A 12,528-nucleotide genomic window follows, 5' to 3' on the forward strand; every position below is an offset into this window, starting at 1 on the left:
TTGGTGACCGTCCTCGCTCTAATGATGACAATCGTGGTAACCGTGTAGATTACAAACCAGCTCGTGAAGGCGGTTATGGTGATCGTCCAAAACGTGATTTTGGTGATCGTCCAGCTCCACGTCGTGAAGGTGGTTTCGGTGATCGTCCAGCACGTTCATTCGGTGATGACCGTCCAAAACGTGATTTCGGTGATCGTCCAGTACGTCGCAACTTTGATGACAAGCCACGTGGTGAACGTTCGTTCGGTGGTGAAGATCGTCCACGTCGTAAATTTAACGACTAATTCAGTCGCTAGATGAAGATAAAAAACCGGTAGAAATACCGGTTTTTTTATGCATTGAGTTTTTTACTTTTTAACGTAAAATGTCTACTAATTCATGTTTAGTCAGGGTTATGATAATTATTGATATGAAAAGCTTAACTGTTCGATCTCAATTGATAGAGGTGTATATGCCATATATCGCATTGACCTTGATTTTATGTAATATTATCTACTATTTATACAGTCTTTTTAATTAAGCAAGCTATTTGACTTAAACTTAAGTACATATTTTTTCTATAAAAAATCCGAAATATTCAATTATTGTCATTTTATTATGATTTAACCCATCTTTTTCAACTGCTAACATTTTGAACGTCGTTCCTTTATAGTATGCATGCTGAAAAAATGCAGGAATAAACTCAGCTATGAAAAATCAAACAGCGCGAGATACTCGTCAATCTCTGATTGAAGTCAAGAATTTGAGCTTCAAGCGGGGTGAGCGCGTGATTTATGACGACGTGAGTTTGAATATTCGTCGTGGGCAGATTACTGCCATCATGGGGCCATCCGGAACCGGTAAAACCACTTTATTAAGGTTAATTGGTGGACAGCTGACACCGGAACATGGCCAAGTTTTGTTGGACGGCAAAGATATTGCCTCAATGTCGCGTTCCGAGCTTTTTTCAGCACGTGCACGTATGGGCATGTTATTTCAGAGCGGTGCTTTGTTTACCGATATGAGTGTGTATGAAAATGTCGCGTTTCCAATTCGTGCCCATACCAAACTGCCAGAGCATTTGATTAAAGAAATCGTGGCACTAAAACTGGAATCAGTTGGTTTGCGTGGTGCAGAGCAGATGATGCCGTCTGAACTGTCTGGCGGTATGAACCGACGCGTAGCTTTGGCCCGGGCAATCGCGCTGGATCCTGAGCTGATCATGTACGATGAACCCTTTGCCGGGCAGGATCCGATTGTGATGGGGGTGTTGACCCGTTTAATCCGCTCTTTGCGTGAAGCACTGGACTTGACCACGATTATTGTTTCGCATGATGTCGCAGAAACCCTATCCATTGCTGACTACATTTATGTGGTGGCAGAGGGCAAAATTCAGGGCGAAGGTACGCCGGCAGAACTCAAGGCGCATCCGTCTGCTTTTGTACAGCAATTCCTGACCGGTTCGGTAGAAGGCCCGGTGGATTATCAGTTTAGTCATCGGGCTTATTTAAGTGATGAGGTACGTTCATGAATGCAATTGCCGCATTAGGTAGACGCGTTATTGAACGTGTACAGGGGATTGGGGTCGCGACCCTGATGCTGTTGCAGATTTTATTTTCCATGCCGACATGGCTTGGAGTGAAACTGTTTGTTTATCAGATGTACCGGGTCGGGGTGTTGTCCCTGCTGATTATTGTGGTGTCTGGCCTGTTTATTGGAGCCGTTCTTGGTTTGCAGATGTTTAGCATCTTGTCGACCTTTGGCAGTGAGTCGATGCTGGGAACAGCAGTTGCACTGACTTTGCTGCGTGAGCTGGCGCCAGTAGTTGCGGCTTTGCTGTTTGCTGGACGTGCCGGTTCAGCCTTGACCGCAGAAATTGGCCTGATGAAAGCCACTGAACAACTGTCCAGTATGGAAATGATTGGGGTAGATCCATTAAAGCGTGTAATTTCGCCACGTCTTTGGGCAGGGATTTTCAGCTTGCCCATGCTTTCGGTTATCTTTGCTGCAGTCGGGATTATGGGCGGTAAGATGGTCGGTGTGGACTTTCTGGGAGCCGACGAAGGCGCGTATTGGAGCGGCATGGAAAGCAGCGTGCAATTCTACAAAGATGTCTTGAATGGCACCATCATTAAAAGTTTTGTATTTGCATTAATTTGTACCTGGATTGCGGTATACCAAGGTTATGCTTGTGTCCCGACCTCGGAAGGTATTGCAACTTCTACAACCCGTACAGTCGTATATTCTTCACTGTGCGTTTTAGGCTTTGACTTTGTGTTGACTGCGGTCATGTTCGGAGGTGTTTAATGAAATCACGTACTAGTGAGCTGGCCGTTGGTGTTTTTGTTATTTTGTTTGGTATTGCCTTATTTTTCCTGGCAATGCGAGTCAGTGGCCTGGTTGGGAACAATATTTCCGACAGCTATGAAATGACGGCAACTTTTGAAAATGTGAATGGGATCAAGCCACGGGCCAAAGTGGCATTAAGTGGTGTAAAAGTAGGACAGGTGGACCAGATTACCTTGGATCCTGTCACTCGTCTGGCGACCGTACATATGACGCTGGATGGCTCGTTGACCTCGTTTAATGCCGAACAGCTAAAGCAGGTTCAGCAAAATGCGCTGGAAGAGTTGCGTTATAGTTCAGACTATACAGCGGCTACTCCGGCACAACAAAAAGACATGGAAAAACAACTCTTAGCTAACATGAAATCCATCACTAATATTGATGAAGATGCTTATATTATGGTAGCAACCAATGGATTGCTGGGTGAAAAATACCTGAAAATTATTCCAGGTGGAGGTCTGAACTATTTGCAACGCGGTGATCAGATTGCTAATACCCAAGGCACCATGGAAATTGAAGATTTAGTCACGAAGTTTATTACTGGCGGTGCCGGTAAGTCTTCGGATAGTCAAGAAGCAGCCCCAGAACAGGCGACAGTTTCAGGATCGACCGATGCAGAACCTGCATTCGTTGAATAATAGATTGAGGAGATATCAGTGAAGACTTTAGTAAAACAAACGCTTGCAGCAAGCATTCTTTCCACCATGGTTGCTGGTACAGTGTTTGCAGCTCCAAGCCAAACGCCTCCTGAGTTTATTAAACAAGTGGCGGATAATTTGGTTAAACGTTTACAGGCTGATCATAGCAAATTACAGAGTAATCCAGCCTTGGTCAAAACCATTGTGCGTCAAAATCTGGATCCATACATTGATTCACAGTCTTTCACGCGTATTGTGATGGGGACTTATGCGACGAACCAGTATAGTACTGCTGCACAGCGCGCGCAGTTTGAAAAGAATTTCCGTGAAACGCTCATTGAAAATTATGGTTCTGCATTTTCCAAGTTCAGCAATCAGACCTATAGCGTGCGTCCGTACAAGGCCAGCAATAGCAAAAATCCTGTTGTAACCATCGACTTTAATAATAAAGGCGAGAAAATTCCAGTGGCGTTCCAGCTGGTGGACAAAGGTTCACAATGGAAAATCCGCAACATCAACGTATCGGGTATCGATCTAGGTTTGCAATTCCGTAACCAGTTTGCTGCGACAGTCAAACGTAATGGCGGTAATATAGATAAAGCCATTGCTAACTTCAAACCGGATGCAGAAGCTGCAATCGACAAGAACAAGAAATAATCAGATAGGTGAGCCGTGATTGTATTCAAGGATCAGGAATTGCAGGTTTCAGGCAAGATTGACTATGCCAATGCGCAGGACTATTACCTAAATGGTCTGCGTGTGGTTCAGTCACAGAGCAAGTTTCCGCTTGTGGTTAATCTAGCTGGGCTTGAAAGTGGTAGTACTTTGGCTTTGGCAGTATTGGTGCGCTGGTTGCGCCAGACGCCTCAAGCGCAAGGACTACAGTTTAAAGCTGTCCCTGCTAAAATGATGAATATCATTCAGGCCTGTCATTTACAGGATGATTTACAAATCATTCAGTAAATAAAAAAGCACCGAAAGGTGCTTTTTTATTGCTTTTCAAATAAACATGAATCAGATGAGGAGCGTTTCTTGCACTTCGCTTTAAAAGCAGTGCTTTAAAGCTCGCTTAAATCCACTTCTTCCATCTAAAGTAAATCAATGGCCCAATCAAAAAGCCGATCAAAATGATACTGACCATAATGAAGCTCATGGTGCCTTGTGCAAAAGGCAGAACTTCGATATTCATGCCATAAATACTGGCGATCAGCATCGGTGGCGCAAGCATACTTGGCAAGATCGAGAATCGACGAATCGTATCGTTCTGTTCCGTGTTAATGAATCCGGACGTGGTATCGAGCAGGAAGCGCACTTTCTGAAACAGGAAGGCATCATGTTCAACCAGCGAGCGGACATCTTCACTAAGTTCTCGGATATCCGCATCATAAATATGACTGCCTAAGGCGCGTGGACGAGACAGGAAAGTCAGAACACGGCGTAAATCGATCAGACAGAGCTGAGCTTTCCCGAGCATATCTTCCAGTTGGGCCAGACGGGTAATCATGTCATCCAGATCAAGGATCTGTTCACGATGCCGGTTATTCAGCACTTCAGTTGAGTATTTTTCCAGATCCTTATGCACATCTTCCAGAATATCGGCCAACTCATCCAGTTTGGCCTCGAGCAAACCCAGCAAAATCCAGGTTGGATCTTTATAGTCAATATCATAATCATTGCGGCGCGCACGGGCACGGAAGGCACGAAAGGCCACCAGCTTTTCGCCACGCAAGGTAAACAGACGGTCCTTATGCAGAATGAATGCTACGGTTTGTACCGTCGCCAGCATGCTGGATTCATCTTCGTTTTCATTCTCGACCTGATAGTTTTTATTTTTGGTTAAAAAATAGGTGCTGATATGCAAAATACCGTCATCATCACGGTAAAATCGGGCACTCGAGGAAATATCTTCCAGCGATTTTAAGGTCGGTAAGTTTTGCGCATAGGCATCTAGAATCCATTGCTGCTCTTCTTGTGAAGGTGCAATCAGATCAAGCCATACTAAATCTGGATGCAGGTCGAAATCACCATTAATCGTGATATCTTCTAAGCTACCGCGCTCTGTGGCGTAAAAGGCTTCAAGCATGCTGTCTTTTCTCCCTGGCGCAGTATGTGAATTGGAATGGGTGTATTTTAGACAAGGAATTGAATAAAAACACTGATATTAAGCAGTTATTTTTGGAAAAAACGCGCTTGCAGCGATTTCGTACAATATAGCGTCAATTGGAGAGTGAAATGATGAATTCTATCGCAATTTTTTGTGGTTCAGCACTGGGCTCGGATCCTCTCTATGCCCAGATTGCCGAAAAGGTTGGCCAGACCTTGGCAGCAAGGCATCAGACGCTGGTCTATGGCGGTGGTCGCTCCGGTTTAATGGGGATTATAGCTGATAGTGCTTTGGCTGCTGGTGGCAAGGTGATTGGCGTAATTCCAAGACAGCTGGTCAATCGTGAACTGGCGCATCCGCATATTACCGAGTTGTTTGTGGTCGATAATATGCATGAACGTAAAACCCGCATGTCGGAACTGGCACAGGGATTTATTGCCATTCCGGGTGGTGCAGGAACACTGGAAGAAATTTTTGAACAATGGACCTGGGCACAGTTGGGAATTCATAAAAAGCCTTGTGCTTTTTTAAATGTAGATGGTTTCTATGATGATTTACTCAAATTTATCCATATGACGACTGAGAAAGGTTTTACCAAAGCGCGCTTTAGCGATGCTTTAATTGTGAGTGATAATCTGGATGATATTTTATGCCAGTTTGAAAGTTATCAGCCGCCTGAAGCGAAATGGGGTATGGTCGATCAGACCGATCTTGTAAAATAAATTGTCCACAGCATGATTTGTAGAAAATAAATGAACGTGATTACGGTGGCTGCGGCCATTATTTTAAATGAAGCGCAGCAACTGCTGGTGGTTCGCAAAAAAGGGACGTCCTGCTTTATGCAGGTTGGTGGCAAACTGGAGCCAAATGAAGCACCAGAAGCAACGATGTTGCGTGAAATTCAGGAAGAAATTGGTACAAAGGCAGAGATTCAGCAATTCATTGGGCGTTTTGAAACCCAGACGGCGAATGAACCAGATCATCAACTGGTGAGTTATGTCTATTGGGTAAGTCTGGATCAAGCACCAAAAATTGAAGCGGAAATTGCCGAAATGAAATGGGTCGATCTGGATGAAAAAGAGCTACGACTCGCACCCTTGACCACTGAAATTGTGATTCCTTGGGTGAAGTCGCAGTTACTCGCCCAAGCTTAAATTTTCAGATTTGAGCACCTGCCAGACAGGCTGCATAAACTTTTTGACAGCCCAGTTGTTCAAGTGTTTGGCTCAGTGCTCGAATCGAGCTGCCAGTCGTGACGACATCATCAATAATCAGCACCCGACGATACCGTAGCTTTGAAATGATGTTGATCTGGAATTGCGACTGGATATCTTCAATCCGTTCCAGTCGGCTTAGACCTTTCTGTGAGTGTTGTTTTAGTCGGGTAATCGGTTGCCAGATGGGTACATTCAGTTGTTTCGCCACATGTTTGGCCAGCACCAGAGATTGATTATAACCGCGCTCGGCCAGACGCTCATTCGAGATCGGCATCGGTACTATCGCACTGACTTTAGGCAGGTCTAAACTTAACAGCGCACCTGCCAGTAAATTTTGAAAATGCAGTTTCTGTTCATATTTAAACAGTTGAATCAAACGATCCATCGGGTAGGCATAGTCGCAGGCAATCTGGAACTGCATTTCCTGCCGTTGAATGGTTTGATGTGCCCAGGGTAATTGTCGCCAGCAATCTTCACAGACTGAATGAATGGACTGATGGTCCGTCAGACAGAGCTGACAGGGCTGCAAGCGGGTCAGCCAGGATTTTCCATGTTGCAGTAATTTAAACATAGGCATAGCGCGGTGCTTCCGGTAGCCAGCGTTGCAATAATGCTTCGGCCTGATCAGGATAATCCTTGAGCATCTGCTGGGCCACATAATGTGCCTGATTGAGCAGGTGATCATCACGTTCCAGTTTGGCCACACGGAAATTCATGTCGCCAGTCTGTTTGGTCCCGAGCAGCTCACCTGGGCCACGCAATTCAAGGTCTTTCTCGGCAATCATAAAACCATCATTGGTTTCGCGCATGATTCTTAAGCGTTCCTGACCATTTTGCGACAGCGGATGTTTATACAGTAGCGCACAGAAGCTGGCTTTGGCACCACGACCAACTCGACCGCGTAGCTGATGTAATTGAGACAGACCCAGACGCTCGGCATTTTCAATGACCATAATGGAGGCATTCGGAACATCCACGCCGACTTCAATTACGGTAGTGGCAATCAGCAGCTGTAATTCATTATTTTTAAACTGCTGCATCACCGCCTGTTTTTCATCGGCTTTCATCTTACCATGTACCAGTCCGATATTCAGCGCAGGAAAGCGCTCGCGAATTTCAGCGAAAGTGGCTTCCGCAGCTTGGGCATCTAAGGTTTCAGACTGTTCTACCAGTGTACACACCCAATATGCCTGTTTACCTTCAGCACAGTTGCTGGCAATCCGTTGCAAGACTTCTTCACGTCGGTCTAATGGAATGGTCACGGTCTGAATCGGGGTACGGCCTGGTGGCAGCTCGTCAATCACCGAGGTATCCAGATCACCATAGGCCGACATGGCCAGAGTGCGTGGAATCGGAGTGGCGGTCATCACCAGTTGATGCGGTGACATACCATCTAGCCCTTTATTTCTGAGAGCAAGGCGCTGATCCACACCAAAGCGATGCTGTTCATCAATAATCACCAGACCCAGTTTGGCAAACTCGACATTTTCCTGAAACAGGGCATGGGTCCCGATGACCAGATGGGCACTTCCGTCCCGAATCAGCTGTTCTGCTGCTGCGCGAGCTTTACCTTTCTGCTTGCCGGAAAGCCAGGCTACATTTAAGCCCAAAGGCTCAAACCAGCGTTTAAAGTTCAGATAATGCTGCTCGGCCAGAATCTCGGTCGGTGCCATCAATGCAGCTTGCCAGCCTTCTTCCAGTGCATGGCAGGCCGCTATAGCAGCAACCAAAGTTTTGCCGGCACCGACATCGCCTTGCACCAGACGCAACATCGGTTTATTGGTTCTTAAATCCTGTGCAATTTCTCTGGATACACGTTTTTGTGCACCGGTCATTTCAAAAGCCAAGCTGGCCAGTAACCGTTTGGCATAGGTCTGACTTGGTGCAAATGAAGGCGCTTCGACCTGTTGGATGAAGGCCCGACGTGTCAATAGACTGATCTGATGCGCTACCAGTTCTTCAAAGATCAGACGCTGCTGTGCAGGATGTGAGCCTTGTGCCAGCTGCAGCATATTGGCATTGACTGGCGGGTGATGGATATATTCCAGTGCCTGTTTCAGTGCATAACCATTGCTAAATTTTGCTGGCAGTAGTTCAGGCAGATGGTCGCTGTATTGAGCCAAGGCCTGCTGAATATAATCCCGTATTTTGGGTTGGGTCAGGCCTTCAGTCGCAGGGTAAATCGCCGTGAGCTGGGTTTGAGGTAAAGGTGTGTCCTCAGTAATGACTTGCAGTTCGGGATGATACATTTCCAGACCGCGCGCACCGACCCGCACTTCACCAAAAATTCTTAAACGGTTACCCAGTTTGCAGCGGTCAGTAATACCTTTATAGATATGATAAAAACGTAAAGTAACCTTGCCAAAATCATCATTCAGCAGCACAGCCATGGATTTGCGTTTACCGGGTGGAAAATCTACACCTTTAACGATCCCTTCCAGCAGATAACTGCGTCCCACGCTCAATTGATTCATGGGAATGATCGTGCTACGGTCTTCATAGTCACGTGGTAGATGAAAAAGCAAATCATCAGTATTGAAGATATTTAGTTTTTCGAGTAATGCAGCGGCGGCATTGCCAACGCCTTGTAACTGATGGACTGCAGCCATGTCCCCTCAACCAGATTTGTGATTCGGTGCTCAATGCATATTTTATTTACCGGTTATGGTAAAACATCCCGACGTGTGGCTAAACAACTATTTGAGCAAGGTCATCAAATTAGCACAATTAGCCAGAGTCCCAAAACAGATTCATTCGCAACTCATCTGATTCAGGATGTGCATCAACTGGATTTAACAGCAGTTACACCGATTGACTGGGTCTATGTATTACTTAGTCCAAAACAAAGCGCGGTTGAAGGTTATCAGCAGACTTATCTGGATTCGGTTCAACCTATTGTGGCTGCCTTAAAACAGCATCCGGTGAAACGGATTGTAGTGGTTTCATCGACACGAGTGTATGGGCAAAATTCCGGTGGAATCGTAGATGACGAAACAGAAATTCACCCAATTGATGCTCAGGGCAAAATCTTGCAGCAGATGGAGCAGGCTTATTTCACTGCTTATCCTGAGCAATGTACGATCATTCGTCCGAGTGGGATTTATGGAACATCGGTAGAACGCTTACAAAAAATGGCCGCCTCGATGATGAGTTATCCGAATCTGCACTGGTCCAACCGGATTCATATTGAAGATTTATCACGTTTCTTGTCACAGATGATTCACGTTGAACATCCTGAAAATTCTTATATTGCGACCAACAATGATCCAAAATTATTGTATGAAATATTGCAATGGTTTCAACAGCAGATGAGGATTCCTTTGCTTAAAGTTGAGAGCGGGCAGGTGACAGGTAAGAAACTTTATGCGACTCGAATGCAGAAAATGGGATTTGAGTTAGAGCATCCAGATTGTTATGAGGATTATTTGGAGTTGATGGAAAAATAATCTTTAGCCCTTCTTTTAAAAGAGGAACATTCCTCCTTTTCTCGAAGGGGAGAGGGAGGATTAAATTCCCTCTCCTTTTAGGAGAGGGCTAGGGAGAGGTGGAGAATTTTTTGAACATTTTTCCTCATCTCCCTTGCGAAGCAGTGCTTTTCACCGCGGAGGGAGAAGGAGCTTAGGGGCTTAAATAATCTTACTTCTTCTTCCGCTTCGCGCGTTTCTTGGCTTGTTCAGCCGCAACTGCATCCAAAGCTTCTTTCAGTTCTTCATCCGTAAAGTCGGTGATGTGGTGCAGCATTTGTAGCTTCACTTCATCCAGTACCAAATCTGCATATTGAGCCACATTGGTTAGCTGCTCATCAAAGACAATCGCATTGTCTTCATTGGTACACAGATAACCTTTTTGGGTTAAGACTTTAATAAAGCTCTGGAAAAGGGCTTTGTCGAAGAACTCAGGTGAGTTGAACTCATATAGCACAGACAGGCGCTGTCCCACCAGATAACTCAGCTCTTCGACCTGACGGGTCGAAATATTGCCAGAACCACGCTGGGTAATCAGTGCCAAAGTCATGTAGTAACGTTCCAGACTTTGGGTTACTGGTGCAGCTAGAACTTCAAGCTGATGATGCGCTTCTGTATTTGGTGCAGGTGCAATGAGGTTTTCACCATCTTGCGTGATCAGTTTGGCAGAAATCAGGTTATCAATATGGGCATTGACCTGATCCTGAATCTCATCTTCATGCCATTTTAAAAATAGCTCAGCTTTGAGGAACGGATACAGGGTGCTGCTGATATTGACCACATCATGACGGCGGATGGTGCCGTTATGTTCAGTCAAGGCTGCAATCAGGGATGGCAATATAAAAGTATGCACAATATTATTACGGAAATAGGTCAGCAGAACCGCCTGATTATCTACAATCGCAATAATATCGCCCAGTACATGCTTCACCCGCTTGATCAGTTTCAGCTTCATCGCATAGGCAATTATTTCTTTGCCTGACAGCGGCGTGACCTGCATGCGTTCATCATAAGGCAGGGCGGTGAGCAAGGTGCGATAGGTATCCAACTGCTTGATACAGATTTCTTCATCCAGCGTATGTTTTGGCGTGGCCAGCAAGATTAAAGATAATAACGATACCGGATTGATCACGACTGCACTGTTAATATTTTCCAGAATAGCCTGTGCAGAGCTATTCACCGCGTCAGAAACCGCTTGTGGAACCGGATCATCGTTCTTTTCGATCTTGATATTTTCTGCACCATGCTGTTTCAGGATATCATCCAGAAATACCGGTTTACCGAAGTTCAGGTGCACCTTGCCAAAAATGCGTTCAATCTTGCGCAGGGTTTTCAAAATACCAAAAATAGACTCGGCTTCTTTTGGCTTACCACTCATCTCACCGACATAGGTACCACCTTCCATTAGGCGTTCATAGCCGATATAGGTCGGTACAAACACAATCGGTTTGGACTTGCCACGTAAATGACCATGCACGGTCATTGCCAGCATCCCGGTTTTTGGCGGTAGCAAACGACCGGTACGTGAACGGCCACCTTCAATAAAGTATTCCAGCGGGGTATTACGTGACAGGACGCTATACAGATATTCTTTAAAGACCGTGGTATAGAGCGCGTTGCCGCGGAAGGTACGGCGAATAAAGAAAGCGCCACCACCGCGTAAAATCTGGCCGACAAAAGGCATATTCAGGTTGTCGCCCGCTGCGATATACGGCACCATCAAACCACGGCGATAGATCACATATGACAATAACAGATAGTCAATATGACTGCGGTGACAGGGGGTATAGACAATTTCATAATCCTTGGCCAGTTCACGCACGGTACTGAAATTATGGACTTCCACGCCGTCATAAAGCTGGGTCCATAAGCGGGTCAGTGCTTTGTCGGCAAAACGTACGGTAGAATGAGAATAGTCGGAAACGATTTCGTTCAGATAACCGATGGCACGACGTTCGGATTCCAGCATCGAGGTTTTACTGCGAATACTGTCATTGCGAATCGCCGCCTGTACATCTGGTGACTTGATCAGACCATGCATCACATTACGGCGGTCGGACAGATCCGGCCCGAGAATGACTTCACGCTGACCATCCAGGTAATCATTTAAAGTGCTGACAATATAAGTTGCTGGCGCTGAATTTGGATGCGTCTCTTTGGCAAAGTTAATCAATGCGCGTAAAGACTGCGGTTCATGGAATTCTAAATAAGACTGGCGACCATGCAGGCCGATATTGACCAGTTGCTTGACCCGGCTCGGTGTAGACCAGGTATCGGTAAACAACAGCTTAAACCAAGAATCTTCTTTTTCAGGCTCACGTCCCCAAAGTACTGTTACCGGTACCAGTTCGACATCCAGTTCAGGATGCTGTTCCAGGATTTCAATCAGGCGTAACAGGCGCGGCGGGAAAGCATGCGGTGGTGAGCTGAGCAGGTTATTTTCATCATGATGCTGTAAAAACAGCAGCGAAGCTTTTTCCTTACTATTGCCCAGTTGCATTGGATCGAGCGCAGCTGGCAACTTTAAACGGCGGGTTTCTGCATCGACGACCAACGCATTACTACGCGAATGGTTCTGTAAAACGTAACAGACCAGCTTTCGCGATTCTGCCGCGGTCTGATCAGGTTCAGGTGCTGTCACTTCACTTGGTACTTCCCCAAGAACATGAGGGGTAACCACAAGATCAAGTAGCTTACTTGAAAGCTTGCGATACATTTGACCAAAGCCATTCTTGGACATAGCTGCTCCTAATTTTACTGACCAAAACCACAGGACTTCT

Annotated in this window: 12 protein-coding genes and 1 pseudogene; 9 read left to right on the forward strand and 4 right to left on the reverse strand. The window is 45.8% G+C overall.

The genetic code is table 11. The annotated features are described in order from the left end of the window. The 6 genes and pseudogenes from ACNPNW_RS08770 to ACNPNW_RS08795 all read left to right on the forward strand — a co-directional run. Positions 1–284: pseudogene (locus tag ACNPNW_RS08770) on the forward strand (DEAD/DEAH box helicase); the annotation flags it as partial. A 404-nt stretch (positions 285–688) separates the two neighbouring features. Continuing rightward, positions 689–1,510: an ABC transporter ATP-binding protein gene (locus ACNPNW_RS08775; protein WP_064094541.1), complete on the forward strand. Its 822-nt coding sequence runs from the start codon at positions 689–691 to the stop codon at positions 1,508–1,510. Beyond that, positions 1,507–2,286: a lipid asymmetry maintenance ABC transporter permease subunit MlaE gene (gene mlaE / locus ACNPNW_RS08780; protein ID WP_005248230.1), complete on the forward strand. Its 780-nt coding sequence runs from the start codon at positions 1,507–1,509 to the stop codon at positions 2,284–2,286. The genes ACNPNW_RS08775 and mlaE overlap by 4 nt, the downstream gene beginning before the upstream one ends. Further along, positions 2,286–2,963, forward strand: coding sequence for an outer membrane lipid asymmetry maintenance protein MlaD (gene mlaD / locus ACNPNW_RS08785; RefSeq protein WP_064094540.1), 678 nt, complete (start codon positions 2,286–2,288; stop codon positions 2,961–2,963). Before mlaE ends, mlaD begins: the two co-directional genes overlap by 1 nt. An 18-nt stretch (positions 2,964–2,981) precedes the next feature. Beyond that, on the forward strand, positions 2,982–3,620 hold the full coding sequence (locus ACNPNW_RS08790) for an MlaC/ttg2D family ABC transporter substrate-binding protein (protein ID WP_448766893.1): 639 nt from the start codon (positions 2,982–2,984) through the stop codon (positions 3,618–3,620). A gap of 15 nt (positions 3,621–3,635) precedes the next feature. Further along, on the forward strand, positions 3,636–3,926 hold the full coding sequence (locus ACNPNW_RS08795; RefSeq protein WP_004281528.1) for an STAS domain-containing protein: 291 nt from the start codon (positions 3,636–3,638) through the stop codon (positions 3,924–3,926). Between the two features lie 106 nt (positions 3,927–4,032). Here the strand turns inward: ACNPNW_RS08795 and ACNPNW_RS08800 are convergent, their stop codons facing one another. After that, positions 4,033–5,046, reverse strand: a complete 1,014-nt coding sequence (locus tag ACNPNW_RS08800; protein ID WP_448766894.1) for a CorA family divalent cation transporter — start codon at positions 5,044–5,046, stop codon at positions 4,033–4,035. Between the two features lie 152 nt (positions 5,047–5,198). Between ACNPNW_RS08800 and ACNPNW_RS08805 the strand changes: the two genes are divergently transcribed. Both ACNPNW_RS08805 and ACNPNW_RS08810 read left to right on the forward strand, forming a co-directional pair. Beyond that, entirely contained in the window at positions 5,199–5,789 is a 591-nt protein-coding gene (locus tag ACNPNW_RS08805; protein WP_448766915.1) for an LOG family protein, read from the forward strand. Positions 5,790–5,819: 30 nt separating this feature from the next. Beyond that, on the forward strand, positions 5,820–6,221 hold the full coding sequence (locus ACNPNW_RS08810; protein ID WP_448766895.1) for an NUDIX hydrolase: 402 nt from the start codon (positions 5,820–5,822) through the stop codon (positions 6,219–6,221). A 4-nt stretch (positions 6,222–6,225) separates the two neighbouring features. On the opposite strand, the gene ACNPNW_RS08815 is transcribed toward ACNPNW_RS08810, so the two are convergent. Further along, positions 6,226–6,861: a ComF family protein gene (locus tag ACNPNW_RS08815; protein ID WP_448766896.1), complete on the reverse strand. Its 636-nt coding sequence runs from the start codon at positions 6,859–6,861 to the stop codon at positions 6,226–6,228. After that, the gene (recG, locus tag ACNPNW_RS08820; RefSeq protein ID WP_448766897.1) at positions 6,848–8,893 is read right to left on the reverse strand and encodes an ATP-dependent DNA helicase RecG; all 2,046 of its coding nucleotides are present in this window, start codon (positions 8,891–8,893) and stop codon (positions 6,848–6,850) included. The genes ACNPNW_RS08815 and recG overlap by 14 nt, the downstream gene beginning before the upstream one ends. 33 nt (positions 8,894–8,926) lie before the next feature. On the opposite strand from recG, the gene ACNPNW_RS08825 reads away from it, so the two are divergent. After that, positions 8,927–9,730 carry an NAD(P)H-binding protein gene (locus ACNPNW_RS08825; RefSeq protein WP_448766898.1) on the forward strand — a complete coding sequence of 268 codons (804 nt, stop codon included), beginning with the start codon at positions 8,927–8,929 and terminating at the stop codon, positions 9,728–9,730. Positions 9,731–9,920: 190 nt separating this feature from the next. Here ACNPNW_RS08825 and plsB read toward each other — a convergent pair whose 3' ends face one another. After that, positions 9,921–12,488, reverse strand: a complete 2,568-nt coding sequence (gene plsB / locus ACNPNW_RS08830) for a glycerol-3-phosphate 1-O-acyltransferase PlsB (protein ID WP_448766899.1) — start codon at positions 12,486–12,488, stop codon at positions 9,921–9,923. Positions 12,489–12,528 lie beyond the last annotated feature (40 nt).

The sequence above is a fragment of the Acinetobacter endophylla genome, assembly GCF_053543775.1.

What these genes read in the sequence shown, in the direction of transcription:
- ACNPNW_RS08775 (WP_064094541.1), top strand. Translation starts at nt 689, where the DNA reads ATGAAAAATCAAACAGCGCGAGATACTCGTCAATCTCTGATTGAAGTC.
- mlaE (WP_005248230.1), top strand. Translation starts at nt 1,507, where the DNA reads ATGAATGCAATTGCCGCATTAGGTAGACGCGTTATTGAACGTGTACAG.
- mlaD (WP_064094540.1), top strand. Translation starts at nt 2,286, where the DNA reads ATGAAATCACGTACTAGTGAGCTGGCCGTTGGTGTTTTTGTTATTTTG.
- ACNPNW_RS08800 (WP_448766894.1), bottom strand. Translation starts at nt 5,046, where the DNA reads ATGCTTGAAGCCTTTTACGCCACAGAGCGCGGTAGCTTAGAAGATATC.
- ACNPNW_RS08805 (WP_448766915.1), top strand. Translation starts at nt 5,199, where the DNA reads ATGAATTCTATCGCAATTTTTTGTGGTTCAGCACTGGGCTCGGATCCT.
- ACNPNW_RS08810 (WP_448766895.1), top strand. Translation starts at nt 5,820, where the DNA reads ATGAACGTGATTACGGTGGCTGCGGCCATTATTTTAAATGAAGCGCAG.
- ACNPNW_RS08815 (WP_448766896.1), bottom strand. Translation starts at nt 6,861, where the DNA reads ATGCCTATGTTTAAATTACTGCAACATGGAAAATCCTGGCTGACCCGC.
- recG (WP_448766897.1), bottom strand. Translation starts at nt 8,893, where the DNA reads ATGGCTGCAGTCCATCAGTTACAAGGCGTTGGCAATGCCGCCGCTGCA.
- ACNPNW_RS08825 (WP_448766898.1), top strand. Translation starts at nt 8,927, where the DNA reads ATGCATATTTTATTTACCGGTTATGGTAAAACATCCCGACGTGTGGCT.
- plsB (WP_448766899.1), bottom strand. Translation starts at nt 12,488, where the DNA reads ATGTCCAAGAATGGCTTTGGTCAAATGTATCGCAAGCTTTCAAGTAAG.